This window comes from Pseudoalteromonas sp. QJM3NY_12 (genome assembly GCF_056173165.1).
Genome location: NZ_CM149661.1, coordinates 1,307,980 through 1,333,553, shown reverse-complemented (window position 1 = coordinate 1,333,553; position 25,574 = coordinate 1,307,980). Strand labels below are relative to the sequence as shown.

19 protein-coding genes are annotated in these 25,574 nt (G+C 40.6%); 14 read left to right on the top strand and 5 right to left on the bottom strand.

Translation table 11 applies throughout. The annotated features are described in order from the left end of the window. Positions 1 to 206 precede the first annotated feature (206 nt). From ccoN to ttcA, 12 genes are all read left to right on the top strand, one after another. The gene (gene ccoN / locus AC0VZ5_RS06245; protein WP_010389600.1) at positions 207 to 1,640 is read left to right on the top strand and encodes a cytochrome-c oxidase, cbb3-type subunit I; all 1,434 of its coding nucleotides are present in this window, start codon (positions 207 to 209) and stop codon (positions 1,638 to 1,640) included. A 12-nt stretch (positions 1,641 to 1,652) separates the two neighbouring features. After that, positions 1,653 to 2,327: a cytochrome-c oxidase, cbb3-type subunit II gene (gene ccoO / locus AC0VZ5_RS06240; protein WP_008109817.1), complete on the top strand. Its 675-nt coding sequence runs from the start codon at positions 1,653 to 1,655 to the stop codon at positions 2,325 to 2,327. A gap of 6 nt (positions 2,328 to 2,333) precedes the next feature. Then, positions 2,334 to 2,519 (top strand): cbb3-type cytochrome oxidase subunit 3, encoded by a 186-nt coding sequence (locus AC0VZ5_RS06235; protein WP_010389598.1) that lies wholly within the window; start codon positions 2,334 to 2,336, stop codon positions 2,517 to 2,519. Next, on the top strand, positions 2,516 to 3,550 hold the full coding sequence (ccoP, locus tag AC0VZ5_RS06230) for a cytochrome-c oxidase, cbb3-type subunit III (RefSeq protein WP_178955714.1): 1,035 nt from the start codon (positions 2,516 to 2,518) through the stop codon (positions 3,548 to 3,550). The genes AC0VZ5_RS06235 and ccoP overlap by 4 nt, the downstream gene beginning before the upstream one ends. A 149-nt stretch (positions 3,551 to 3,699) precedes the next feature. Next, positions 3,700 to 4,191 carry a FixH family protein gene (locus AC0VZ5_RS06225; protein ID WP_138607039.1) on the top strand — a complete coding sequence of 164 codons (492 nt, stop codon included), beginning with the start codon at positions 3,700 to 3,702 and terminating at the stop codon, positions 4,189 to 4,191. A gap of 8 nt (positions 4,192 to 4,199) precedes the next feature. Further along, complete coding sequence (locus AC0VZ5_RS06220; RefSeq protein ID WP_475474589.1) at positions 4,200 to 6,572, top strand: heavy metal translocating P-type ATPase; 2,373 nt, start codon at positions 4,200 to 4,202, stop codon at positions 6,570 to 6,572. Further along, positions 6,569 to 6,736, top strand: a complete 168-nt coding sequence (gene ccoS / locus AC0VZ5_RS06215) for a cbb3-type cytochrome oxidase assembly protein CcoS (protein WP_008109812.1) — start codon at positions 6,569 to 6,571, stop codon at positions 6,734 to 6,736. Before AC0VZ5_RS06220 ends, ccoS begins: the two co-directional genes overlap by 4 nt. After that, positions 6,729 to 7,400, top strand: coding sequence for a sulfite exporter TauE/SafE family protein (locus AC0VZ5_RS06210; RefSeq protein WP_475474588.1), 672 nt, complete (start codon positions 6,729 to 6,731; stop codon positions 7,398 to 7,400). The genes ccoS and AC0VZ5_RS06210 overlap by 8 nt, the downstream gene beginning before the upstream one ends. A 42-nt stretch (positions 7,401 to 7,442) precedes the next feature. After that, a complete protein-coding gene (locus AC0VZ5_RS06205; protein ID WP_138607043.1) occupies positions 7,443 to 8,180 on the top strand; it encodes an FNR family transcription factor in 738 nt (245 codons plus the stop codon). A 200-nt stretch (positions 8,181 to 8,380) separates the two neighbouring features. After that, positions 8,381 to 9,535: a right-handed parallel beta-helix repeat-containing protein gene (locus AC0VZ5_RS06200; RefSeq protein ID WP_475474587.1), complete on the top strand. Its 1,155-nt coding sequence runs from the start codon at positions 8,381 to 8,383 to the stop codon at positions 9,533 to 9,535. Between the two features lie 162 nt (positions 9,536 to 9,697). Next, complete coding sequence (uspE, locus tag AC0VZ5_RS06195) at positions 9,698 to 10,624, top strand: universal stress protein UspE (protein ID WP_475474586.1); 927 nt, start codon at positions 9,698 to 9,700, stop codon at positions 10,622 to 10,624. Positions 10,625 to 10,716: 92 nt separating this feature from the next. Then, positions 10,717 to 11,631: a tRNA 2-thiocytidine(32) synthetase TtcA gene (gene ttcA / locus AC0VZ5_RS06190; protein WP_475474585.1), complete on the top strand. Its 915-nt coding sequence runs from the start codon at positions 10,717 to 10,719 to the stop codon at positions 11,629 to 11,631. A 49-nt stretch (positions 11,632 to 11,680) separates the two neighbouring features. On the opposite strand, the gene AC0VZ5_RS06185 is transcribed toward ttcA, so the two are convergent. Continuing rightward, positions 11,681 to 12,742 (bottom strand): hypothetical protein, encoded by a 1,062-nt coding sequence (locus tag AC0VZ5_RS06185; protein WP_475474584.1) that lies wholly within the window; start codon positions 12,740 to 12,742, stop codon positions 11,681 to 11,683. 421 nt (positions 12,743 to 13,163) lie between these two features. Continuing rightward, entirely contained in the window at positions 13,164 to 14,222 is a 1,059-nt protein-coding gene (locus tag AC0VZ5_RS06180) for a hypothetical protein (RefSeq protein WP_475474583.1), read from the bottom strand. Positions 14,223 to 14,549: 327 nt separating this feature from the next. On the opposite strand from AC0VZ5_RS06180, the gene AC0VZ5_RS06175 reads away from it, so the two are divergent. Both AC0VZ5_RS06175 and AC0VZ5_RS06170 read left to right on the top strand, forming a co-directional pair. Beyond that, positions 14,550 to 15,839, top strand: coding sequence for an amidohydrolase (locus tag AC0VZ5_RS06175; protein WP_475474582.1), 1,290 nt, complete (start codon positions 14,550 to 14,552; stop codon positions 15,837 to 15,839). Between the two features lie 132 nt (positions 15,840 to 15,971). Continuing rightward, entirely contained in the window at positions 15,972 to 16,604 is a 633-nt protein-coding gene (locus AC0VZ5_RS06170; RefSeq protein ID WP_193049667.1) for a trimeric intracellular cation channel family protein, read from the top strand. Between the two features lie 13 nt (positions 16,605 to 16,617). Here AC0VZ5_RS06170 and recD read toward each other — a convergent pair whose 3' ends face one another. Genes recD through recC form a run of 3 tightly spaced genes read right to left on the bottom strand, consistent with a single transcriptional unit; the run spans position 16,618 to position 25,485 of the window. Further along, on the bottom strand, positions 16,618 to 18,636 hold the full coding sequence (recD, locus tag AC0VZ5_RS06165) for an exodeoxyribonuclease V subunit alpha (protein WP_475474581.1): 2,019 nt from the start codon (positions 18,634 to 18,636) through the stop codon (positions 16,618 to 16,620). Further along, a complete protein-coding gene (recB, locus tag AC0VZ5_RS06160) occupies positions 18,633 to 22,199 on the bottom strand; it encodes an exodeoxyribonuclease V subunit beta (RefSeq protein ID WP_475474580.1) in 3,567 nt (1,188 codons plus the stop codon). The genes recD and recB overlap by 4 nt, the downstream gene beginning before the upstream one ends. After that, entirely contained in the window at positions 22,186 to 25,485 is a 3,300-nt protein-coding gene (gene recC / locus AC0VZ5_RS06155; protein WP_475474579.1) for an exodeoxyribonuclease V subunit gamma, read from the bottom strand. The genes recB and recC overlap by 14 nt, the downstream gene beginning before the upstream one ends. Positions 25,486 to 25,574 lie beyond the last annotated feature (89 nt).

Below are 25,574 nucleotides of genomic sequence, written 5' to 3'. Positions count from 1 at the left end.
CATATTATTACGCAATTGACCTATCTTTTTAAGGCCAAAAAATTTATCATTTCAACCGCAAAAAAAACAAGTATTTCTTGAGATTATTATCTTTAACAACCACATTTTGTGGGGTTTAGATAGTATACTTTGGAATAATAGTAGGTCCTACTTTAACAAGTAGGTAATTCATTTCTAAACGCATTTATTGCAGCGGAAGCCAGAAAATGAGCCAAACAGTAGCATCACAAACTGAGTACAATTATAAAGTTGTACGCCAATTCGCTATTATGACAGTGATTTGGGGCATCGTTGGCATGGGTATTGGGGTTCTGATTGCTGCCCAACTAGCTTGGCCAGCACTTAACTTTGACACACCATGGTTAACTTACTCTCGACTTCGTCCGTTACACACGAACGCAGTAATTTTCGCATTTGGTACAAGTGCTCTTTTTGCGACGTCTTATTACGTCGTACAACGTACATGTCAAACGCGCCTTCTTTCAGATAAATTAGCCGCCTTCACCTTTTGGGGTTGGCAGTTAGTGATTGTTCTAGCAGCAATTACTCTACCTATGGGTATTTCAAGTTCTAAAGAGTATGCAGAACTTGAGTGGCCTATCGATATCTTAATTGCTGTTGTTTGGGTAACGTACGCTGTTGTATTTATGGGCACTATTGCTAAACGTAAAGTGGCTCATATTTATGTAGCTAACTGGTTCTATGCTGGTTTCATTATTACTGTTGCAGTACTTCATATTGTTAACAGCATGGCTGTTCCAGTCTCACTAACTAAATCATACTCAATTTACGCCGGTGCGGTTGATGCGATGGTTCAGTGGTGGTACGGGCACAATGCTGTAGGTTTTCTTCTTACTGCTGGCTTCTTAGGTATGATGTATTACTTTGTACCAAAGCAAGCGGGTCGTCCAGTTTACTCATACCGTTTATCGGTTGTTCACTTTTGGGCACTTATCTCGCTTTACATTTGGGCAGGTCCTCACCACCTTCACTACACTGCGCTTCCTGATTGGACGCAAAGCTTAGGTATGGTGATGTCTATTATCTTATTCGTGCCGTCTTGGGGTGGTATGATCAACGGTATTATGACACTTTCAGGCGCATGGCATAAGTTACGTACTGACCCGGTACTTCGTTTCTTAGTGGTTTCATTGTCTTTCTACGGTATGTCGACGTTTGAAGGTCCAATGATGGCAATTAAATCTGTAAATGCGTTATCGCACTACACAGATTGGACAGTAGGTCACGTACACTCAGGTGCATTAGGTTGGGTTGCAATGATTTCTATCGGTGCAATTTACCACCTTATTCCAGCGTTATTCTCACAAGGTCGTATGTACAGCATTAAATTAATCAATACACACTTCTGGTTACACACAGTGGGTGTTGTTTTATACATTGTTGCAATGTGGATTTCAGGTGTAATGCAAGGCCTAATGTGGCGTGCAGTTAACTCTGACGGTACATTAATGTACAGCTTTGTTCAGTCGTTAGAAGCCTCTCATCCTTTCTATGTTATGCGTTTCTTAGGCGGTGTATTCATCGTTACAGGTATGCTGGTTATGGCTTATAACGTTTATCGTACAGTTTCAGCGAAAAATAACTCGCTAGAACTTGATGAACAAGCGCAGTTAGCATAACGGAGTCAGATAATGAGCAATAAAAATTCGCAAAATAAACACGAAATTATCGAGAAAAACATCGGCCTTATGGCCATCTTGACTGTTTTCGCAATCAGCTTTGGTGCATTGGTGGAAATTACTCCGCTAATGTTCCAAGACGACACAACTAAACCCGTTGATGGGTTACGCCCGTTAAATGCGCTTGAGTTTGAAGGTCGTGACATCTATGTGCGTGAAGGTTGTGCTAACTGTCACTCACAAATGATTCGTCCATTTCGTGATGAAGTTGAGCGTTACGGTCACTACTCGGTTGCGGGTGAGTCAGTATGGGATCACCCATTCCTGTGGGGCTCTAAACGTACTGGTCCTGACTTAGCACGTGTAGGTAAACGTTACTCAGATGACTGGCATTATGCGCACTTAGTTGACCCACGTGCAGTGGTTCCTGAGTCGAATATGCCAGGCTTCCCTTGGTTAGCAGAGAACACGCTTGATACAAGCCTGACTCTGAAAAAGCTACAAATTTTCCGTGACACGTTTGCTATTAACCCAGAAAACCCAAAACACCCGGGTTTAGGTTATGGCAGTGACGAGGAATTAATCGCTGACATTGCTAAAGTTGACGCAATGAATGACGGTAAAGGTGCAACAGAAATGCAAGCCCTTATTGCTTATTTGCAACAACTTGGCACACATTTGAAGTAGATTATTATGGACTACGGGACATACAGAGGCATTTTGACTCTGGTAATTTTAGTATTATTTATTGTGATTGTTGGATGGGCATATAGCAAGCGTAGTAAAAGTCGTTTTAAAGACGCTGCTAATGTCATATTTGAAGATGAAAAAAAACACAACAATACACTCTCTAACGAGGAAAAGGGGTCTGAGAAATGACTAGCTTTTGGAGTATATGGGTTATTGTATTAACCCTTGCATGCTTAATCATTATCTTTGGTCTACTAGTTTGGAACTTAAAAAACTATGTAGGTGTAAAAGAAGGTGAAAGCTGTGGACATGAGTTTGACGGCATTGAAGAATTAAACAATCCACTACCAAAATGGTGGACTTACATGTTCTTCGCAACGTTTGTATGGTCTGTTTATTACTTAGCAGCTTACCCAGGTTTAGGTAACTGGGAAGGCTTAGCAAAGTGGACCAGCTCAAATCAAGGTGTTACCTCTTTAACTGAATCGAAAGAAGCAGTGGTAGACGCTCAAGAAAACGGTCGCTTTGTAAAGCTAGATGCAGAATACCGCGCCGCTGAAGAGCGTTTTGGCCCAATTTTCAATGAATTGGCAAAAACCCCTGTTTTAGAATTGGTTGACTCTAAATTAGCGGGTGATGCAGCTCAGCAAATCGCTCTTGAAAATGGCACTAAACATGAACAAACGCAAGGTCAATTAGCAGTTGAAATTGGTCAACGCTTATTTGCTCAAAACTGTGCGCAATGTCATGGCTCTGATGCTCGTGGTGGTACAGGCTTCCCTAACCTAACAGATAACGACTGGTTATATGGTGGTACCCCTGACAAAATCAGAGAAACGTTACTTTTAGGTCGTGTTGCAGCAATGCCTCCTTGGGGTGATGCATTAGGCGAGCAAGGCGTTAAAGAAATGACGGCTTACGTACTTAGCCTATCTGGTCGTACTGTTAACCAAAAAGATGCCGCGGCAGGTAAAGCGAAATTTGCGATGTGTGCAGCTTGTCATGGTGCAGATGGTAAAGGCTCAGTTGCGCATAACCTACCGTTCGGTGCACCTAATCTAACTGATAACATTTGGTTATACGGTGGTTCTCAACGTGCTGTTGAAGAAACACTAAACCACGGCCGTGCTGGTGTAATGCCTGCTTTTAAAGAGATCTTAGGCGAAGACAAAATTCACCTATTAACTGCTTACGTTTATAGCTTATCGCAAGAAAAATAACGATAAAGTTAACAAAACGTTTCAGTTTTAATCTTTTTATTTCAATAGATTAATACAGATCAAAAAAGCCTCCACTCGGAGGCTTTTTTTTAGTCTTTTTCTTTTATTTATTATAATATAGCTGCACATTCATCAATTTTAGAGCAACTATGCAACCGACTCCGTGGTATAAAAATTTTTGGCCTTGGTTTTTAATCTTCTTCCCTCTAGCTGCAATTATTGGCTGCATTAGTTTATTTATTACAGCCATTGGTAACGGCCCAGATATGGTCGTTGATGACTATTATAAAAAAGGCAAAGCAATTAATTTAGAGCTGATCAAATTTGATAAAGCAAAAGCTTTATATTTACATGGTGACCTAAATGTATCTGATGAGCGAGTAAGCTTTAAATTTACTAAAGGCGATACGAGCAACATTCACGCGCTAAAATTATCGTTTTTTCATCGCACTATAAAAGCTCATGATTTTGAAGCTACCCTCACTCCAAATGCTAATCAAGAATTTACTGCATTATTAGAAAGCTACACGCCTGGTGCTTACTCAGTGTTTATTGAACCTGTTGATGCTAGTTGGAAAATGAAAGAAAGTGTCACTTTACCAACCACAACCACCGTTTTAGTTACTCCTAACTATAAGTAGTATTTAGTATGTCTAAAAATTGCTTTCATTGTCTTGAAAGTGTGCCGGCAGGGTTTGACGCACACGTTATTATAGACAATACCGCTGAGCCAATGTGTTGCATTGGCTGCCAAGCGGTTGCTCAAAACATCATTGACCAAGGAATGACCGACTACTACAAATACCGCACCGTAAGTGCCGGCAAAGTAGAGCAACTGGTTCCTGAACAGCTCGCTTTTATTAAAAGCTATGACAATGAAGATATCCAAGATGAATTTATTAGTACGCACAACAACAACTCTGAGGTATTACTGAGTGTTGAAGGTATAACCTGCGCCGCCTGTGCCTGGCTAATTGAAAAGCAATTATTAAACCTTAAATCGGTAAAACGCGTTGATGTAAATACCTCAACAAATCGTGCCATGATCCACTGGGATAAAAGCGCCACGCCTTTAAGTGAGCTAATTACCTCATTGGCTGAAATAGGTTATAAAGCGTACCCCTTTCAATCTGATTTAGAAGCTCAGCAAAAGCAGCAAACTGCCAAAGCGTATATTCGTCGTCTCGGTGTTGCAGGTTTGATGACCATGCAAGTGATGATGTTTGCCTTTGCAATGTACTTTGGCATGTTCTCTGGAATGGACAGCAATTTTGAACAGTACTTTAGATGGATCAGTTTAATTCTCGCTACCCCCGTTATCCTATACAGCGCCCTGCCCTTTTTAAGTAATGCAATTAATGGCTTAAAAGCAAAACAGTTGAATATGGACTTACCAGTATCATTGGCTATTTTTGGTGCTTATGGCGCTAGCTGTTATGCCACAGTAATGGAAGTAGGCGAGGTTTACTTTGAATCTATTTGTATGTTTACCTTTTTACTCTTATTAGGTAAATACTTAGAATTTAGAGCGCGTTTAAAAGCCAATGAATTCACTGCTAACTTGCAAAAGTTGTTACCCCTTACTGCCCGTACGCTCGATGAACGCGGTAATGAGCACATCATTGCCGCCAAAAAACTCAAACTTAACGATATTGTGTTAATAAAGGCAGGCGAAACCATTCCTGCTGATGGCATATTAGTTAAAGGCAGTACCAGTGTTGATGAGTCGATGATGACCGGCGAACATCAACCAGTACGAAAGTACATTGATCATAACGTGTATGCAGGCACGGTTAATCATGATGGTATAATTGAAATAAAAATCAACAAGCTAGGCCAAAATACCCTGCTTAATCAAATTATTCGCCTGCAACATAATGCCCTGACAAAACGCCCAAGACTGGTTGAAATTACCGATAAAGTGGCGCAGTGGTTTGTTGCTGTATTACTAGTATTTGCCTCCATAACTGCGATTGGTTGGTATCAGGTAGACCCTGACGTTGCATTTTGGATCACTATTTCGGTGTTAGTGGCCACTTGCCCGTGCGCATTAAGTTTAGCAATTCCAACCGCATTAACCTGTGCTGTAGCAACCTTAACCCGCAAAGGCATATTAATAAAGCAAGCGCATGTGCTCGAAACGCTATCAAAGCTCACTTTATTTGCCTTTGATAAAACAGGTACGCTTACACAAGGTAAATTTAGCCTCGACGTGATTGACATACTTGATGATAACTACAGTAAAGAGCAAATTCTTGATATTGCAGCCCAGCTTGAAAGTTATTCTGAACACCCTATTGCCAGTGCATTTAAGGAGTTTAAAGGACAGCGTAAATTTGACGATGTACAACTCCACCCAGGCATTGGGATAAGCGCCCAGTTTGATAATACCCATTACGCTATTGGTAAAAGTGGCTGGTTTGATACAAAGAAAACCAACGCACAAGCCACGCTTTATATAAACAAGCAGGCTGTTGCACGCTTTTACTTTGTAGATAAAGTTAAAGCTGATGCCGATAAGCTAATTAATGTTTTACAAGCGGCTAACCTTAGTTGCCATATGCTAACTGGTGATGCATCTGATGCGGGTGCCAAAGTAGCTAAAAAGTTAAAGCTTGATTCAGTACTTGCCAGTTGCAGTCCAAAAGATAAACAAAATGCCGTTGATCACTGGTCATCGCAAGGTGAAATTGTTGCTATGGTTGGCGATGGCGTAAACGACAGCCCAGTATTTGCCAGTGCCCATTTATCTATCGCCATGGAAACCGGTGCCGATATATCGAAAAACAGTGCTGATGTTGTATTGCTTAACAGTGACTTAGCTTCAATCTCGCATTTGTTAACTATTGCTAAACAAACACGACGTATAATTAAGCAAAACTTGGCGCTTTCTTTATTATATAATGGCTCTATATTACCGCTAGCGGCTATGGGCTTAGTTGCTCCTTGGATGGCCGTTATTGGTATGTCTGCCAGCTCTATTATTGTGATATGTAATTCACTAAGGCTATTAAAGTTATGAGCATAATTTATATTTTAGTTCCTATCGCTATTTTGTTTGTATTGATTGCTATTGGCGTATTTTTTTGGGCAGTAAAAGGCGAGCAATTCTCTGATTTAAACAAGCAAGGCCACAGTATTTTGTTTGAAGACGACAAAGAGCAGCACAATAAAAGTAATGATTGACCCTATTTTTGTTAGCGCTTTTTTAATGGGTTTAATTGGCAGTGGTCATTGCATTGCTATGTGTGGTGGTATTGCCAGCTCATTACAACTTGCCAGCAATAAACGTCAAACGTGGTTATATTCTCTAGCTTATAACAGCGGTCGAGCTTTAAGTTATATGCTAGCAGGAGCCCTTGTTGCGGGTATTAGTAGCCAGTTTGCTACGCAAAATTCTGCTTTTTCATTATTTCTGTCATTTTTAGCCGGTACTTTTATGTTACTGGTTGGCATTTATATTATGCGCTTAGCCGCCACCTTACAGTGGCTCGAAAAACTGGGTAAAACCCTCATTTGGCAGCATTTAATTAAACTTAATAAATATTTAATGCCCATTGATTCGCCTTTTAAAGCCCTTGGCTATGGCGCGTTATGGGGCTGGTTACCGTGCGGTTTAGTATACTCTGCACTTACTTGGGCAATGACCAGTGGCAACGCTATTAATGGTGCTTTAGTTATGCTGGCATTTGCTCTAGGCACATTTCCTGCCATGATCACCTTAGGTATGGCTGCACAAAAGCTAAATACGCTTTTTAATCACCCATGGACACGAATAACATTAGGCAGTGTTATCATTTGGTATGGTATCTACCTTCTGATCATTGCAACAGATAAGCTAGTGCATTAACATTATAAAATGTCGTGCATAGAAATTTAACGGATTGAACTTATGGATTTTTCTCAAAGTCGTGCTAAAGGTAATTGTGCCATTAGCTGTAATAACTGCAGTATTAGCCAGTTATGTTTACCATTTTCTTTAAATGGCCAAGAAATGGATAAACTTGATGAGATCATTGAGCGAAAAAAACCATTACACAAAGGTGACTACTTATTTGAATCGGGCGCGCCTTTAAATGCAATTTTTGCGGTTCGTTCGGGTTCGTTTAAATCGTATACATTGTCTGAGCAAGGCGATGAACAAATTACCGGCTTTCATTTAGCTGGCGACCTTGTTGGATTTGATGCCATTAATAAAATGCAGCACCAAAGCTTTTCTCAAGCACTAGAAACCTCAATGGTATGTGAAATCCCCTTTGATACCCTTGATGAACTCGCTGGTAAGTTGCCTAAGCTACGCCAACAAATTATGCGCTTAATGAGTAGTGAAATAACCTACGATCAAGAAATGCTGTTATTACTCAATAAGAAGTCTGCCGAAGAGCGTCTAGCGAGTTTTATTTATAATTTATCAGAGCGTTTTGGTGAACGTGGTTTTTCACGTAAAGAATTTAGATTTACCATGACCCGCGGTGAAATTGGCAACTACCTTGGTTTAACTGTTGAAACTATTAGCCGTTTATTGAGCCGTTTTCAAAAAGCAGATTTAATCAAAGTAGAAGGTAAGTTTATTACTATTTTAGATAATGACGCGCTTGCAAAAACAGCTGCTATTATAAAACCCCGTTAATAATAGTTTCTCATTTTAAAATTAATCCCCCCTAAATCAGAGCGTAATTATTGCAATTATGCTCTATCTCTACTAACACTTTGAGTAGAGGTATTAACCATTCACTTTTAAGAGTCGATGAAGATAATTACTTATCTAGCTCATTTTCTAACATAAAAGCAACTACGTCCTATTACACTCTTATATAGAAGGACAATCTTATGCCTTATTCTTTATTTCTATTTATCACTCTTTCTTTAAGTATTTTATTTAGTAGTCAAGTATCAAGCTCTATGATCCCCGATGATGGAATTGATGACTCACAAGCACTAAAAGACTTGATTTTAAACACTGCAGAAAACTCTGAGCTTAAAATAGACAAACCAGGAGTTTACGATATATGTTCAGCTATTATCGTCAGAAACCTTAGTAACATTACTATCACCGCTAATGCTGGCGTCATACTAAAAAAGTGTGACCAATTTGAAGGAGAATATATTTTATCCTTTTATAATTCACGCTTCATAGAAATTAATGGTTTTATTTTTAGAGGGTTAACGACAGACAAAATTAATTATGTTTGGGGTGAGCAAGGTATCCTTTTTGCAGGCTCCGAAGATATTTCAATTAAACATAATCACTTTTATGATTTTGGTGATGCGGCTATAAGAGCAACATCTTCACATTTATCATCCCATGATGCGAATATAAATTCTTTCAGAATTGATATTCGTAATAATTACTTTGAAAATGTCACACAAGTAACAACTACTCACCCGTGGAATAATAACTATGGAGGTACGCATGATATTACAGTTGAAGATAATATTTTTGAGGGATTGAAGGGATCATTGAAATTTGCAACGGTTAAACCTGTATCAAAGGCTCTAGTAAGATATAACACTTTCAAAAACACCAAAGGCACTGCTATAGAAATTACTTATTATTCTAACGTAAAAATTATTGCTAATACCTTTATAGACAGTGATAAGTTTATCCTCAATGCTTACCCAAATAAACCAAGAAGTGTAACGGAGCCTTTTAATTGGGGAAATATTTATTTTACTCACAACACTATTTTACGTTCTAAGGGAGGCATTAGAATACAGTCAGATGTAACCGACGAGCTAATAGATGACAAATACGTTAGAGGCATTTATATCAATAACAATCACTTTATTAACGTTGATATGACCGTTTATCCTGAAAAAAAATATTGCTATCTTATTAACTTATTCAGTAGAGGTGGAAAGAGTTATCTGTTTTCTACCATTAAAGATAACGTTTATAACTTACTACCTGAAGTGGGCTTTGTGAAAAAAACGAGTGGATTTACTGTAGAAGATAACACTTTAATAAAACCTGAGAATAATTAAATTTTTATAAAGCCCTTCATGCTTTTATTCAACATAAAGAGTTTTAAAATTAGAGAAACTTTATTTCTTGATATAGAACAATAATCTTAGTGCTTCCCCCTTTAACTGTTGTGTATTTGCGTTACACTGAATGTATAACTGTTAAGTGAATGGAGTAGCACAATGGAAACGATTAAACGTATTATCGCGGTTATTGACCCAACTAAAGACGATCAAAATGCCCTCGCGCGTTCAATAGATTTAGCCAAAAAATCGGGTGCAAGCATTACCGCCTTTATGACGGTTTACGATTTTTCTTACGAAATGACCACTATGTTATCAGGCGATGAACGTGAAGCAATGCGTCAAGCCGTCCTCAAAGATCGCGAGCTATGGCTTAAAGATCTGGTCTCTCCTTACCAAAATATTAATATTGATACGCAAGTTATTTGGCATAATCGCCCATACGAGGCAATAATTAATACCGTTATCAATGATAAATACGACTTAGTTATCAAAGGTACGCATCAACACGGCGCACTAAAAGCGGTTATTTTTACTCCTACAGACTGGCACTTAGTAAGAAAGTGTCCAACTCCCGTTTTATTTGTCAAAGATATGCAATGGCCAGCACAGGGGAATATTTTAGCTGCAGTAAATGCAGTCAGTGAAAATGAGCAGCACTTATCACTTAATAAACGCATAATTAAAGATGCACAATTTTTATGTGAACTGGCTAATGCTAAACTTAACTTAGTCAATGCCTACCCTGCTACACCAGTAAATATTGCCATAGAAATCCCAGAATTTAACCCTGGGCTTTACAATGAATCAGTTAAAAAACATCATATTGAATCAACCAATGAACTAGCTAACGAGTTTAACCTAACCTCTGATCAATGCTTTATTGAAGAGGGATTGCCAGAAGATGTGATACCGGATGTTGCAAATCGTTTAAATAGTGAGTTAGTGGTTATTGGCACTGTGGGACGTACCGGCTTAAGTGCAGCATTAGTGGGTAACACCGCTGAGCATGTAATTGACAGCCTCGATTGTGATGTACTTGCATTGAAACCTGACGGCTATGTAAGCCCACTCGCAGAAAGTTAACGTTTGCTGTAGCTGTGATATTACATATGGCATATAATACGCCCCTTTATTTTTAGCAATTAATTTTGCCGTACTGTTTATAAGGGGGCGTAGTGTCTCATTCTGCTCAAGCCAAAGCTCAACACAACTTAAATAAGCTTCAAAAGCGTTTACGCCGCCTCACAGGTCAAGCTGTCATGGATTTTAACATGATAGAAGAAGGTGATCGTATCATGGTGTGCTTATCGGGCGGTAAAGACAGTTACACTATGCTCGATATGCTGCAACATTTACAGCGTGTTGCCCCTATCAAGTTTGACCTTTTTGCGGTTAACCTTGACCAAAAACAACCAGGCTTCCCTGAGCATGTACTGCCTGAATACCTTGATAATTTAAATATTGAATACAAAATTGTCGAAGAAGATACCTACAGTATTGTTACCGATATTATTCCTGAAGGTAAAACAACGTGCTCACTTTGCTCTCGTCTACGCCGTGGTATTTTATATCGTACAGCTAAAGAGCTAGGCGCTACTAAAATCGCACTGGGTCATCACCGCGATGACATGATAGAAACCTTGTTTTTAAATATGTTTTATGGCGGCAAACTCAAAAGTATGCCGGCTAAACTAATGAGCGATAATGGTGAACACATGGTTATTCGCCCATTAGCTTATTGTAAAGAAGCCGATATTAGTCAATACGCATTTAGCCAAGGCTACCCTATTATTCCGTGTAACTTATGTGGCTCACAAGAAAACTTACAGCGTAAGCACACTAAAAACATGCTAGAACAATGGAATAAAGAGCACCCAGGGCGTATAGAAAGTATTTTTACTGCCATGCAAAATGTTGTACCTTCGCATTTAGCTGATAACCAATTGTTTGATTTTGCTAATCTGCAAACCGGTGACGTTATTGATGGTGGAGATATCGCGTTAGATAAACCAGATATTCCAAAAGCGCCAGTTAATCCTGAACAAGATGAAACAGAACAAGCCGACGTGGTTACAATTAATTTAAGCTAATTTTTTAAGGGTTTGCAGTAATGCAAACCCTTCACTCTGTTCTATGCTGCTACTTACCGGCAGCTAATCCTTGTAAAAACTCTAAACTCTGCAATTCTTGTTTATTCGCCTGATAAGGCAGCTGCTGTAAGCTATCATAAGCAAAATCTTCAATAGTAAACTCACTCACTTTACTTTGCCCAAAGCTGTTTCGCTCACCTGGACTTGGCGACATACGTTCAATAACAAAGTCACTCAATCGTAAGCCATTTGTTTGCTTAGGCAAAACAGACCAATGCGCTTTAAAATCAATTTGTTCACTGCCCTCATTTAAACGTGCTTTAGCAACTAAATGCGCTAATGGCGAAGTACCACTGTATAGGTTAGCTCTTAAGCGATATAAGCCACTTTTAATCACTTTTAAGTTAGCAGGCACTATCATATTATCATTACGTGGATATGCGTTATCAAAACTAGTTAGGGTTGCACTAGGCGGCATATATTGTATTTGTGCCACCACAGGGACCATTTTACCCGCAATGTCGGCCTCAACTAATAACTGTAAATTGCGAGGATAGTCTTCCTCACCTTTAAACGTAATTACAAGTTCATTGTCACGAGCAACACCACTGTGTGTTTTTAACGGCTGTTTAGTATCCGTATCACTGAGTGTTACCTGTGCTTTACCTAAATTTTGTGCGCTTATGGTTAATTCAATTACTTGCGGATAGACATAGCGATATTGAGATAAACTTAAGGTTAACTCCCCGCCTTGCTCTCCTACAGGGCTAGTAACCGGGAAAAACTGATTTGGCTTTAGCCGGTCTTCATCATGTACCGTTAAAGGTTGCGAATAAGGCGGGAATACTAGGTTTTGTTGATATTGCTGCGCCACCGCCGATGCTGCTTTAGCTATATCTTCATTAAACTCATGCTGCTCTTTAGGCATTTTTTTTATGCTTAATTTAACTGCTGATGCCTCTTTTTTTACCGGCATAGCAACAAATTCAGGTATTTTTGTATGCTCTTTAGCTGTTGTTTGCGATACTGAATAACTAGCATTGCCTTTACCTAAAAACCACATCAAGCCGGTAACTATTATTACTAAAACAATAACGTAGGATTTTTTCATTGTTATTTATCCTATAAATACTAGGGTCTGTTGACCTTTCAAGGTTGAATTTGCAGCAGTCTGTTTGGTATTTAGGCAAGGCAGAGCCTATGTGGTGTGGTTATTCCCCATAAATAGGCGATAACGCAGCATCAATACCAAACAGGCGCAGCCCTTCGGGTTCTGCCTAGGGGCGATTTACTCTTTGTTGCTCGGTTTTGACTTAGCCCACTAGGTTACAAACCTCGCGCCGCGATTAAACCGCCCCTAGTTTGAACAAATTGTAATCCGCAAAGGTCAACAGACCCTAGCAGTTAATCATTGTTAGAGCGATAACCTGTTGCTATTTGCATTCAGGTTTTCTTACCTAAAAATAAATAACTGCATAAAGCGAATTGGTATCAAAAGCGTGCAGCATATAAAGCCGTACGCACAATCACCTTTATGGGATCACATTATATATGAGCGTTGAAGCACTCAAATTATCAGAGCCTTTTACATAGCGGTATTGTTTTTTCCAAAACCAGCTACCGGTAGTTTCATCGACAGTTTCATATCCTAATGTATCGCCAGCCACGCTAATATTATTCATTGCCACCGTTACATTACCTTGGTGCTGCGCTTGTTGAATTTCGTTATGGCTGTAACTGTTAGTCATCATTAATGGATAATGGTATGGCATGAAACTACTAACAGCATCACCTTGTGATTTTAAACGCCCATTGGTATCAATATTGGCGCTACAACTGCCAAATGAGCTTACCGAGCTTGCACCGCATGATGAGTGAGTAGCGACTACCGAATCATCGTTACCACGCAAAAAACCAGCCGTTAAACCTAAGTATGCATTACCATCGGCCACAAAGCGTAAACGCGGTGTGCGCGCATCAGGTAATGGCGCGATTCTACGTGCATTATTAACTTTTAAATCATGTAAAACACCTACCGCTTCATTAACCTCACTGCCTAGCCACCAAGTTAATGCAGCATCTACAGCAAAATTCCACGATGCGCCGGTTAACGCACTCACCGCTAAGTCGGCTAATTCACTACCGCCACCAGCACCTGCTAAATCAAAGGTAGCAATAATATTAAGCGGTTTTAAACCCGCGTTTTCTAGCCAGTTTTCCTGGTTATCTATAATATATCGGGCAACTAAGTCACCGGTAGAGTGGGTTACAAACACGCAGCCTGGCTCGCATAAATTTGAGCGAGAGATCTGTTGTAGCTTGGGCCATACCCAATCTGTAGTAATTTTTCCTTCTATTCGTTCATACGCAGGCCAGTCAATGCGCTCGTCGGCACGGTTTACCCAATAAGACTGCCAATAGCTTTGGCCATCGTGTACTACATCACTACCTGCTTTATTGGTAAGCTGGGATACTTGCAAACCATGAATTAAAACTACTTTATACTCTTTACTAAGCGCAGAAAAACTCATTAAGAGCCCTATTGCTGCTGCAAATAAAGTAGCGCGTTTAAAAGTGTGTGTGTTGTTCATATTAATCCTTAACTGATTGAATATTTTTATTATGCTTAGCTTGTTACACGCTGTTGTCAGTGCATGGTAAAAGCAATGCATTGACCAGTATTGGGAACAAATTTAAAAAATGCAACATTTTGTTATCATTTTCACCGTTAAAGCTAAATATTTGCGTTAAAATACGACAAAAGCGCCAAACTATTGTGTTAAACAAAATAGCTTTATCCCCTTCTTAAGCAGTATCAATAAACTTTCTTTTAACTGTGGTTAACTATTAAACAACACTACTTTTTATTGATGTAATAGCGTAAGTTAATTACACACGATGAAAACCAAGGAATTAAAATGGTAAAAAAAATAATTTTTGGCAGTGTTTTATTTACTGCAATTTCAGCGCCTAGTTTTGCTAGTAGTATTAACACCCAACTTGAACAAGCAACACAAAGTGTAAGTGAAAAAGTCATTACATGGCGTCGCCATTTGCATCAATATCCAGAGCTGAGTAATCGCGAATTTGAAACCGCGAAGTACATTACTAACCATTTAAAATCACTGGGGCTTGAAGTACAAACTGGTGTTGCGCATACCGGAGTTGTGGCTAAATTAAGCGGTGGTAAAAAAGGCCCTTTAATCGCCCTTCGTGCCGATATGGATGCTTTACCCGTTACCGAACAAGTTGATTTACCCTTTGCCTCTAAACAAACCTCAACCTATCGTGGTAATGAAGTAGGCGTTATGCATGCCTGCGGGCACGACACTCATGTTGCTATTCTAATGGCCGTAGCAGAGTCACTGGTAAAAATTAAAGATCAGTTAGCGGGTGACGTACTGTTTGTATTTCAACCGGCTGAAGAAGGTGCCCCCGAAGGAGAAGAAGGAGGCGCAGAGCTAATGCTAAAAGAAGGTTTATTTAAACAAAAACCTGAAGCGGTGTTTGGCTTGCATGTCACCAGCTCACTTAATACTGGTCAAATTGGCTTTAGAGAAGGGCCTCTAATGGCCAGTGAAGACTCTTTCACAATTAACGTAACGGGTCGTCAAACTCATGGCTCACGCCCTTGGAATGGCGTAGATCCCATTGTTGCTTCATCACAAATTATAATGGCAACTCAAACAATTGCCTCTCGCCAGGTAGATGTAACTAAAGCGCCTTCTGTTATTTCATTTGGCGCGATTAACGGCGGCATACGCTCAAATATTATCCCCGATAATGTAGAGCTTATTGGTACAATTAGAACCTTTGATCAAACGATGCGTGCCGATATTAAAAAACGTTTAGCTAAAACCGCTGAACTGGTTGCCGAATCCGCGGGGGCTAAAGCTGATGTGCATATAGATCATGGTTACCCTGTAACAGTAAATAATGTTGCACTGACCCAAAAAATGACCCCTACACTTGCCCGTATTGCAGGTGCTGACAACATTATTACCACAGATTTGATTACCGGTGCAGAAGACTTTAGTTATTATGCGCTAGAAACCCCTGGACTGTTTTACTTTTTAGGCGTCACTCCAAAAGATCAAAACGCTAAAACAGCGCCAAGTAATCATTCACCTCAGTTTTATGTTGACGAAAATGCCTTACAACTTGGCGTAAAATCATTATCTCAACTGGTCGTTGACTACTTACAATAACAACCCATCATAGAAGCACAGGGCTAATAACCTTGTGCTTGTGTCATAGAGAGTGTTATTCAGCTAATATAAATCCCCAATCACTTACCTTTAATATCTAATATAAATTCTCAACTTGGTAAGGACACCTCAATGACAGCAGAGTATTTTAATTTTTTAAGCCTTATTGGCGTGGCATTCTTTGCAATTTCAGGTGCATTATTAGGCCACGACAAAGATATTGGTGGATTTGGTGTTGTCGTTGTTGGCTCAGTCACTGCGTTAGGCGGAGGCACGCTCAGAGATATTCTGCTTAACCAACCTGTATTTTGGATAGCCAACCCCGATTATTTATATGCCACCTATGGCGCTATTTTTGTCACCGTTATGTTTATTCGCCACTTGCCCGACCTGTCTAACTATTACATGTTACTGGTTGATGCCATCGGTATGGCTATTTTTAATGTGGTCGGTATTGAAAAAGCATTAATTGAAGGTACAACCATGGTGGTTGCGCTTACAATGGGAATGACGACGGGTATATTTGGCGGCTTAATACGTGATGTGATCTGTAGAGAAGTACCGCTGGTGATGCGCGAAGAGCTATACTCCACCGCGTGTTTTGCAGGAGGCTTAACTTATGCCGCGCTATTTTTATTGGATGTCCCTTATTTATGGTGCATTATAGGCTCATTATTGGTAACCGTTTTTCTAAGATTGGGCGCACTTCATTTTGGCTGGCAACCCAACCTATTTAGAAAACGAACCCCAAAAATAAGAGATTAGTATAAGTATGGCTTTACACTAATCGCTCATACAAGCCTGACGCCCGTGATACACTTTTCCCCATGGCCAGTTGCAGCACTTTTTTATCTGCCACAAGCTCAAAGGTCTGTTTTGCGCGGGTAATTCCCGTGTACACTAATTGCCTATTAATACCGATACTCGCCTGCTTGAGCGGTGGTAACACCATCGCGGTATAACTAAACTCTGAGCCTTGGGATTTATGAATGGTCATTACATACACTTTATCGTGCGCCGGAAGCCGTGCGGGTGAAAATGCCCGTTCATTACCTTGTTCATCAATAAACACTGCCTTGAGTTGGCCGCTATCATCGGGCATTAAAATCCCTATATCACCGTTAAATAATTTTAGCTGGTAGTCGTTTTGACTAACCATTATCGGCATCCCTATATAATGCCGCTGATTAGGATTAACGCTAATTAAACCTTGCTGCTGTAATACCCGTTCAATACGCTGGTTTAAACTATTAACGCCGTAATCGCCTTCACGTACTGCAGCAAGTAACTGATAACTGGCAAAAGCTGCATGCACTTGCGCAACACTGGCACCTTGCGCTATCAGTGTTAGGTAATTAGCATAATGACTTGCGGCACTATTTACTAACTTTTCAATTGGTGTGGAAACAAAATCATAGTCTAAAATAATATCGCTAAAATGCCCTTCGCTGCTTTGTTGTTCAACATAGTTTAATATCCCACGGTTGTTGGTATTAACCGCCAGCGCCAATTGACCTATGCCACTTTTTGCATCAAACCGATAGCTATGTTGTAAAAAGGCAATGCAGTCAGCGAGTTTAAACTCACTTTGAGTTTGCGCGTTGAGTTTAACAGTGCCATTAAAGCACAGCGTGTTCAATTGCTCACAGCGTACTTTTGAATAACGCGGTGTTTGTCCAAGTACTAACCCTTGGCATAAATCACTCATTACGCTACCAGTATCAACCGAAGCAAGTTGGTCTTTATCGCCGAGTAAAATCAATCGTGCATGATCTGGCAAGGCCTCAATTAATTTAGCCATAAGTGATAAGTCGACCATGCTGGCCTCATCAATAATCAATACATCAACATGCAACGGATTGCTTTTATCGTGTCGGAATTTATTGGTAAATGGCTTAACTCCCAACAGACGATGAATGGTTTGCGCACTTTGCGGGATCAACGCGTTAATATCAGCCGGTATTTCACTAAGCTTATTTTTAGCCCCTAAAATTGACTCTGTTAGCCGTGCCGCTGCTTTACCTGTGGGTGCTACTAATTTTATGCTCAATGGCGCCGCTTTATATAACGATTGTAAAATCGCTAACAGCTTTGTTACCGTGGTGGTTTTACCGGTGCCAGGCCCGCCCGTGATCACACTAAACCCTTTTGTGGCGGCAATCGCACACGCTACTTTTTGCCAATCAATGTCAATACTCGGATCATCAGGAAAGTAGCGGGTTAATAACTGGGCAAGTACTGCATCATCAAGGTTAAGTTGTCGTTCGCTCATTGTCAGTAATCGTTGGGCAAGAGTCTGTTCATAGCCTGCTAAACGAGAAAAATATAACCGTTGATTAAACAATTGCAGCGGCTTTTGCTCCCCAACACTGTGATGTGAGAATAAATAACGTATTGCTGCCTCAGTCGTAAAGTCATTACTAAATGGGCTGAGAGTGTCAGGCTGCGTGCCTTCTAGTTTAGTAAAGTCGCTCTGACGTAAATTAAACGGATTAGTCCAATCAACCTCTGTTAGGGTTAAACAGCTATGCTGGCTTTGTTGCGATAAACACAGCATTAAAATTATATAAAAGAGGTCGTCATACCCTTGCTGTGCGTTTGTGCCACTGAGTAATTCCGCCAGTTTTACATCAACCACACGCACTCTATGTTCGTCCGTTAAATACGTTAGCAACGGCACGACTTTAATACTTTCGCTGCCCTGCATCGTTGGCTGTGCTGTTGTGAGCACAGGTTCATCTACAGGGGCATCATCTAAGTCATCAAACAAACCCGGTTGTTGATTTAAATCACTCATAGCATGGCTCCTTGGCTAAACAAGCCATCTAAAATAACGACTTGATCTGGACTTAGCTGTTTAAAGTACACTCCCTCACCTGCTGGCATACCGCGTAAAAAAGTATAATAAACACCGCCTAAATGCGCCTCTATTGAATAATCGGGAATTCGCTGTTTAAGCAAGCGATGCAGCGCTACGGTATAAATTAAATACTGTAAATGATATTGGTGACTGGTCATTGCTTGCTCTAGCTGCTCAGACACATAATCGGCAGCGGTACTGCCCAAATAATTCGATTTATAATCTAAAATATAATACTTGCCTTGGTAGCAAAAAATTAAATCAATAAAGCCTTTTAGTAACCCTTTAACATGGGCAAACTCAAGTTTACTTTGGTTAAAACCAAAATGTTTAATCAACACTTCATTAAGCTTAGGGGCACTGAGGCTGCTAAGCGGTAAATTAAACTCCATTTCGACTAAACAGTCACTTGGCGCTAATTGGCTCAAACTTAAATTATTCTCGCTGTTTAACGGGCAATTAAGTGCATCGAGTACCCATTGCTCGGTAATTTGCTGCCATTGCTCATCAATATGGTATTTTTCAAAAGCACGCTCAATCACAGCCGTTAAGTTTTGCTCGGTATTCGTGGGATGATTTACCGGACTGGTAAAATCAATTTGCTCAAATATTTCGTGCAAACAACTCCCTGGTTTTGCACCCTTTGGAAAGCTATACGGTGAAGGAAGTTCATCTTGCTGCACGGCAAACTCATCTCTTTGATGATCTTCATCACTGCGCCCTGGAGCAAGTTGATCAGCATGCTTTTTAAAGCTCAAAGCACTAAAGCTGGTTGCTCGCCAGTCACGTTCAATCTGCGCCGTTACTGTATTAATAAGTAAATTGTGCTGTTTAGTGTCACTATTTTTTAACCGAAGTATGCCCTGATCAACTAATTCGCCTGAGGTAAATTGCTGGTATTGCATAGCATGATTAGCCTCACAAAATTCACTTAAATGGGTGCGCCACACTTGGCTACTGCTTATCTCTAACCCTGAGAACAACACATGCCCCAGCGCACTACTTTGAATTGCTAAACGGCTACTTTGCCCTTGAGAAATGTTATACACGCCCAGCGAACAAAAATGCACTGCTCGGGTCAGTGCCACATAAAGCAAACGTAAGTCTTCTGCTAAACGTTCTTGTTCGGCTTTTTGCAGGGCGTCTTCGTCTTTACTTAAATCGTAAATCAACTTGCCATTTTGATGATAAAGCGCGTCTTTAGTTTCACGATAACCACTGGCAAATGGCATAAATACCAATGGGTATTCAAGCCCTTTAGAAGCGTGCATAGTCACAATTTTAACTAAGTTCGCATCACTTTCTAAGCGAACTTGCACTGTTTCGCCATCTTGCTGGCTCACCTTTTGCGCAAACCAACGTAATAAACGAAGTGTCCCTTCAAGCTCTATTTGTTTTTGCTGCAGAATTTCGCCAAGATGTCTAAAGTCGGTAAGCCACCGTTCTACGTTATAGCCCAAGCCTTGCCATTTGGCACTGAGCTGATTGTGACTCAGTAAGCGTTCGAGCATTGCCATTGCCCCTTGCTTATGCCAAATATGGCTAAGTTGAGCAAAAAAGTTTAGGTGTTCTTGCCAGCTATTTTCATCATCGGCTAGAGCAAAAATATCGTTATAGCTTAAACAAAATAACGGGCCAGCTAATACACCGCGTAGTAACGCCTCATCGTACTGACCATGCAAAGCCGTTAAAAAATTGAGCAAGTGATGACTCAACTCTTGGCTAAATACACTGTCGCGCGACAAATACACACTGGCAATATTAGCTTTACTCAGCGCTTGCTTCATTATTTGTGCTTCAACGCGGTCGCGCACCAAAATACAAATATCAGCAGCGCTTACCGGCGTACTGCCAATACAGGCTATTCCTTGGTTTGCCTGCTCAAGTAAAGTAACAATTTTATTGGTAAAATGGGTGGCTAAATGAGCTTGCCCTAAGCCTTTACTGGTCGGCTTATTTTTTTCATCGCCGGCTTCATCTACAAACACATTAAACTCAAACGCGGTGGCCGGTTTGCCATCAATTAAAAACGACTCATCTGCTTTTTTTCCTTTCGCTTTCACTTTATTAAATGGAATGGCGTCGTTATAAATAAAGCTGTTTTCGTATTTGCTAAATAAGCTATTTACGCTATTTACAATATCACTGCTTGAGCGAAAGTTAGTGCCCAATGTAAATTGTTGTGGCTCATCTACCGCTTCTTTTGCGCCAATGTAGGTAAATATATCTGCGCCCCTAAACCCATAAATTGCTTGTTTGGGATCGCCTATCATAGCTAAAGTGGTATTGCTTTGAGCATAAATTTTACTAAAAATCCCGTACTGAATCGGGTCAGTATCCTGAAACTCATCTATCATTGCCACCGGAAATAACTGCGCTATTTTTTGTGCGAGCACATCACCTTGTTCACTCTTTAAGGCACTGTGTAAATTAGTCAGTAAATCGTCAGGGGTGATCACGCTTTGTTCTTGTTTGCTTTTAACTATGGCCGCTTTTACCCAGCTCGCCGCATATTGCACTATCGCAATTTTTAACCCTTGGTTAATGGTGTTGTTAAGTGCGGCTAAGGCATCGAATTGGCTAATAAGTGGATGAGTCAGTAATGTGCCATTTTTTTTATAATTAGCGGCATTACTTAAGTTCTCGCTACTCCACACCTCAAACGAATACTTACTGGTACCAAATTCAAAAAAGTCATCATTGCCTAAGCAAAATGCTTCAAGTGCAGCAAGGCTGCCCTTTCGCCCAGGTGTTTTTGAACCACTTAAATCGGATGCTTTAACAGCGCCAATAAACTCTTGCTCTAGGCACGCTTTTTTAAAGGCAGGAATACGCGCCAAGTATTCATCTCGCGCTTGCCATACCGCATCTAAACTAACTTTCGGGGTTATCTCTGCGTTCGCCTTATTTAAAATACTACTTACATGACTAAATAGTGATTCGGGCGCGGCAAATACCGCTAAAATCGCATCTGTTTTTTCTTTACTAAGTGGGTATACAAACGCGCGCCAAAAGTCTTTTATGGTTTCAAGCAGAATATCGCGCTCATCTAAAATGAACTCTAAGTTAAATGCCACACCGGATTCAAACGCATGCTGCTTTAGCATTCGCTGACAAAAACCATGAATGGTAAAAATAGCTGCTTCGTCCATTGATTTAGCTGCGGCATCGAGTAAGTCAAATGCACGGTGCTTGTCATCAACGCCCGCTATTACATCCTCAATTAGCTCATCATTGGGTACTTGCCCCAGTAACGCATCACGCGCAGCAATAATACGGCTACGAACACGGTCTTTAATTTCTTGCGTGGCGGCATCGGTAAAGGTGACTACCAAAATTTGCTCAACACTCAATGGCGTATTTAGCTCACCGGATATTTGCATACCCAATAAATAACGCAAATACAAACCCGTGATCGTGTAGGTTTTACCGGTGCCAGCACTGGCTTCAATTAAGCTTTGCCCTGATAATGGCATAGTGAGTGGATTAAGCGCTTGCATAGTCACTCTCCTTGGCGTGCTCAAATAATGGGGCGAGTAGCTTATCGCTCCAATGTATAAATTCGTCTTGGCAGTCATTAAGTGATTGCACCGTTAAACGAATATAAGGGTTTTCCCCCTCGCCTCGGCCAATATACTGTGGACTAAATTTACTGTTGGCTTTTGCCATATCACCACCGCTTTTCACGTATTCATAACCACTTACCGGAAAAAACGCCACGGGCTTGTTGCGTAATTCTTTATAAAGCGCAAACCAATCTGCAAGCAGTAAATCGGCATCGGCTTTACTCATTGGGGCAAAGCTTATTTGCTTATCTAAACCCAGCAATAAGGTTTCAACCTCTTGTTGCATGCTTTGTGCAGCAAGGTGATAAATAAAGCCTTTAATTAAATCTTTAGCTTTAATACTGGCACTGCGATAAAACACTTGTTTTTGCATATACACATGGTTTAGCCAGCCTTCAATGGTGGTGTTTTCAAGTGACAGTAATACTTCTATCGGTTCGCTTTTACCCGCTTTTATTTGTTGTTTTACTTGCCCTGCAAGCGCATCAACGCGATGTTGCATGCTTTCATAAATTAAGCTACCAACATGAGCTTGCGGCAACTCACCGCGCTGCAGTATTTGTTCGGTACTCAGTGGTGTATCGTTAATATTAGCTTCAAGTATTTCATCAAGGTAAAAATAACGGCGTAGCGCATCTAAGCTAAACGGTTCTTCATCTTTGGCTATGTCGTTAAATTGCGGCAAACGTAACCCTAAGCTTTGCTGATAAAAGCTCTCTTGGGCATGGCACATACTGCGAATAAACACATCAAGATCAAGTAGCTCTGGAGGCGTTACATCAAGCGTAGTAATTGCTTTTGGCTCAATGGCCTCGCTAGGCAGCCAAATTGGGTTATAGCTGTGGTTGTTAAGCCCTGCCTGTTCAGCGCTAGCTGGCAGATAATACTGACTATTAAAAGGTTGTAAATGTTGTTGGCTAATAAGACAATCTGGCAAGGATTTATCACTGGGTTCGCTAAGTTTGAAGCTGCGACCTATGTATTCTAACAATTCACTGACAAGCGTTGATGGCATGCGCGGCTGGTTGTCAAAACATGATCGGCCAATGTAGCTCATATATAAATTATCTCGGGCACTGAGAAGTGCTTCTAAAAAGAGGTAACGGTCATCGAGTTTTCGTGAACGATCACCTTTTTGCTTTTTAGAGTAAGGTACTAAGTCAAAACCGATAGGCTGCACGGTACGTGGGTAATCGGCATCGTTCAAGCCTAACATACACACTACCTTAAACGGCACGGCGCGCATTGGCATTAACGTACAAAAATTCACTTGCCCCACTAAAAAACGTTGGCCGACACCTTTTTCTTGTATGCCTTGTTTAATTAAATAGCTAACAATGCGCTGCGACACGGCCTCACTGTAATCACCATTATCATGATGTTTACCAATGTCTTCGAGTACTTTTTGCAGTACTAATAAATCCCAACTGTCGTCACTTTCGCTCTCATAAATAGTATTGAGCAGCTCATTTAAAATTTGGGCTTTATTGGTGAGTGTGTCATCGGGGGTGAGCTTAGCTTTAAAGTCTTGCAGCACATCAATAAAATGTACCAGCTTATTGAGTGTATCGAGCGCCATGCCCTCAACCTCATCGGCACTGTAAATACCATTAAATGGGCACTGTTCATCGCGCATGGCAATACCCAGTAGTAAACGGTTTAAGCCATGCTGCCAAGTGTTAAGCTCAATTGCGGGTAAGTCAAAGCTACTTTTATGTTCAGCGTTTACGCCCCATTTAACGCCAACACGCTCCAACCAATACTGAATTTGCTCATATTCATGTGCTTCTAAACCAAATTTTTCAGCAATTTGGGTAACCTGTAATAAATCGAGAATATCCGACACGCCAAAGCGTGAAAACGGTAAATTAGCTAAACTAGCAAACGAACTCAGTACTGGCTTTTCTTGCTCTATGGCTAAATCAGCTAGTGCATAAGGTATGAATCGACTGCCCTGCGCACCGCCAAAAACCGCTTCTATATAAGGGCTGTAGGCACCAACGTCGGGCATCATCACGATGATGTCTTTCGGGGTAAGCGCTGGGTTTTGATTAAACAAATTAAGTAAGTAATCGTGCAAACGCTCTACTTCTCGAAGTGGTGTATGGCAATCACTTAGTGTAATACTTGCATCGTTTGCAGTAATTGGCAGCTTGCCCTCATCGTTAATAAACCATTCTTTGTTGTCGGTGAGCGACTCACCTTTAAAGGCAAGTTGGTAAATTTCACTTTGCACTTGGCCGAGTAGGCTGTCGTCAAATACATCTATAAAGCCATCAATCCAGCGGGCATCAAGCTGCACTAGTTGCTCAAAATAATCGCGGCCGAGTTTACCCCACGACGATAACAGCGGATTACCAATAAAATAGTATTCCTCATCGGGGTTGGTGTGCTTTTTTTGCTGTGCTTCCAGCAGCGGCATTTTTGCGTATTTAGCGTTTATTTTCGCTGCTGTTTTTTCATCAATGATATCGCCCCAGTAATGCTCGCTAGGGTTAAAAAAGAACAAAAACACTTCAGTTTTTTTACTCAAAGCTTCAAACACTTCAAGCTGCGAGCTGGCAATCGCCGATATGCCAAATAAGCTAATGCGTTTTGGTAATAAGGCGCTATCCATGCTCTCAAGTGCACTGAGTAACTGCCCTTGCATATTGGCACGGTGAAATTGGCTTTGCCCTAGCTGTTTGCTTAATTTGACGATACGACGCCATAAATCGGGTTGCCAAGGCGCAATCGTTATATCAACATCATCAAGCTCATCAGTGCCACTATCCCATTTGGCTATCCAATGGGGGCGATACATCAAATATTGGTCGTACACATCGGCTATTTTTTCACATAGAGCAAAGGTTTTTTGGCCGTCAATATCGCCCTTTAAATAGGTTTTAAGCGGTAAGTACAGCGGCTCATTTATGCACTGGGGTAAAATGGCAAATAATTTCCAAGCAAGGTTAGGTTTGTTAAAGGCCGACTCTTTAGGCACATTTGGCAGTAATTGCTGATACAACTGCCAAATAAAACTCGACGGCAGCGGAAAGTCTACCTGTGCAGCTACGCCTAAATTTTCACTTAAACCGATTTTAAGCCATTGCGACATACCCGGCGATTGCACTAACACCACTTCTTTATCAAATGGGCTTTGCAATGGGTTTATTTTTAATAGCTGATGAAACTGCGCTTGCAGGGCTTCCATACGGTTTGATTGAATAATATTGAGCATACGATACCAGCCTTACTTGAGATAAAGCCAGTGTAAGATATTTTCAATTTAAGCGGTAGCGCTAAGGGGAAATTGGCATTAATAAATCA

Coding starts and splice junctions, on each gene's coding strand:
- AC0VZ5_RS06170 (WP_193049667.1), top strand. CDS start 15,972: ATGACAGCAGAGTATTTTAATTTTTTAAGCCTTATTGGCGTGGCATTC.
- ccoN (WP_010389600.1), top strand. CDS start 207: ATGAGCCAAACAGTAGCATCACAAACTGAGTACAATTATAAAGTTGTA.
- AC0VZ5_RS06185 (WP_475474584.1), bottom strand. CDS start 12,742: ATGAAAAAATCCTACGTTATTGTTTTAGTAATAATAGTTACCGGCTTG.
- AC0VZ5_RS06200 (WP_475474587.1), top strand. CDS start 8,381: ATGCCTTATTCTTTATTTCTATTTATCACTCTTTCTTTAAGTATTTTA.
- recC (WP_475474579.1), bottom strand. CDS start 25,485: ATGCTCAATATTATTCAATCAAACCGTATGGAAGCCCTGCAAGCGCAG.
- ccoS (WP_008109812.1), top strand. CDS start 6,569: ATGAGCATAATTTATATTTTAGTTCCTATCGCTATTTTGTTTGTATTG.
- AC0VZ5_RS06180 (WP_475474583.1), bottom strand. CDS start 14,222: ATGAACAACACACACACTTTTAAACGCGCTACTTTATTTGCAGCAGCA.
- AC0VZ5_RS06235 (WP_010389598.1), top strand. CDS start 2,334: ATGGACTACGGGACATACAGAGGCATTTTGACTCTGGTAATTTTAGTA.
- AC0VZ5_RS06175 (WP_475474582.1), top strand. CDS start 14,550: ATGGTAAAAAAAATAATTTTTGGCAGTGTTTTATTTACTGCAATTTCA.
- ccoP (WP_178955714.1), top strand. CDS start 2,516: ATGACTAGCTTTTGGAGTATATGGGTTATTGTATTAACCCTTGCATGC.
- AC0VZ5_RS06220 (WP_475474589.1), top strand. CDS start 4,200: ATGTCTAAAAATTGCTTTCATTGTCTTGAAAGTGTGCCGGCAGGGTTT.
- AC0VZ5_RS06205 (WP_138607043.1), top strand. CDS start 7,443: ATGGATTTTTCTCAAAGTCGTGCTAAAGGTAATTGTGCCATTAGCTGT.
- recB (WP_475474580.1), bottom strand. CDS start 22,199: ATGCAAGCGCTTAATCCACTCACTATGCCATTATCAGGGCAAAGCTTA.
- uspE (WP_475474586.1), top strand. CDS start 9,698: ATGGAAACGATTAAACGTATTATCGCGGTTATTGACCCAACTAAAGAC.
- ccoO (WP_008109817.1), top strand. CDS start 1,653: ATGAGCAATAAAAATTCGCAAAATAAACACGAAATTATCGAGAAAAAC.
- recD (WP_475474581.1), bottom strand. CDS start 18,636: ATGAGTGATTTAAATCAACAACCGGGTTTGTTTGATGACTTAGATGAT.
- AC0VZ5_RS06210 (WP_475474588.1), top strand. CDS start 6,729: ATGATTGACCCTATTTTTGTTAGCGCTTTTTTAATGGGTTTAATTGGC.
- AC0VZ5_RS06225 (WP_138607039.1), top strand. CDS start 3,700: ATGCAACCGACTCCGTGGTATAAAAATTTTTGGCCTTGGTTTTTAATC.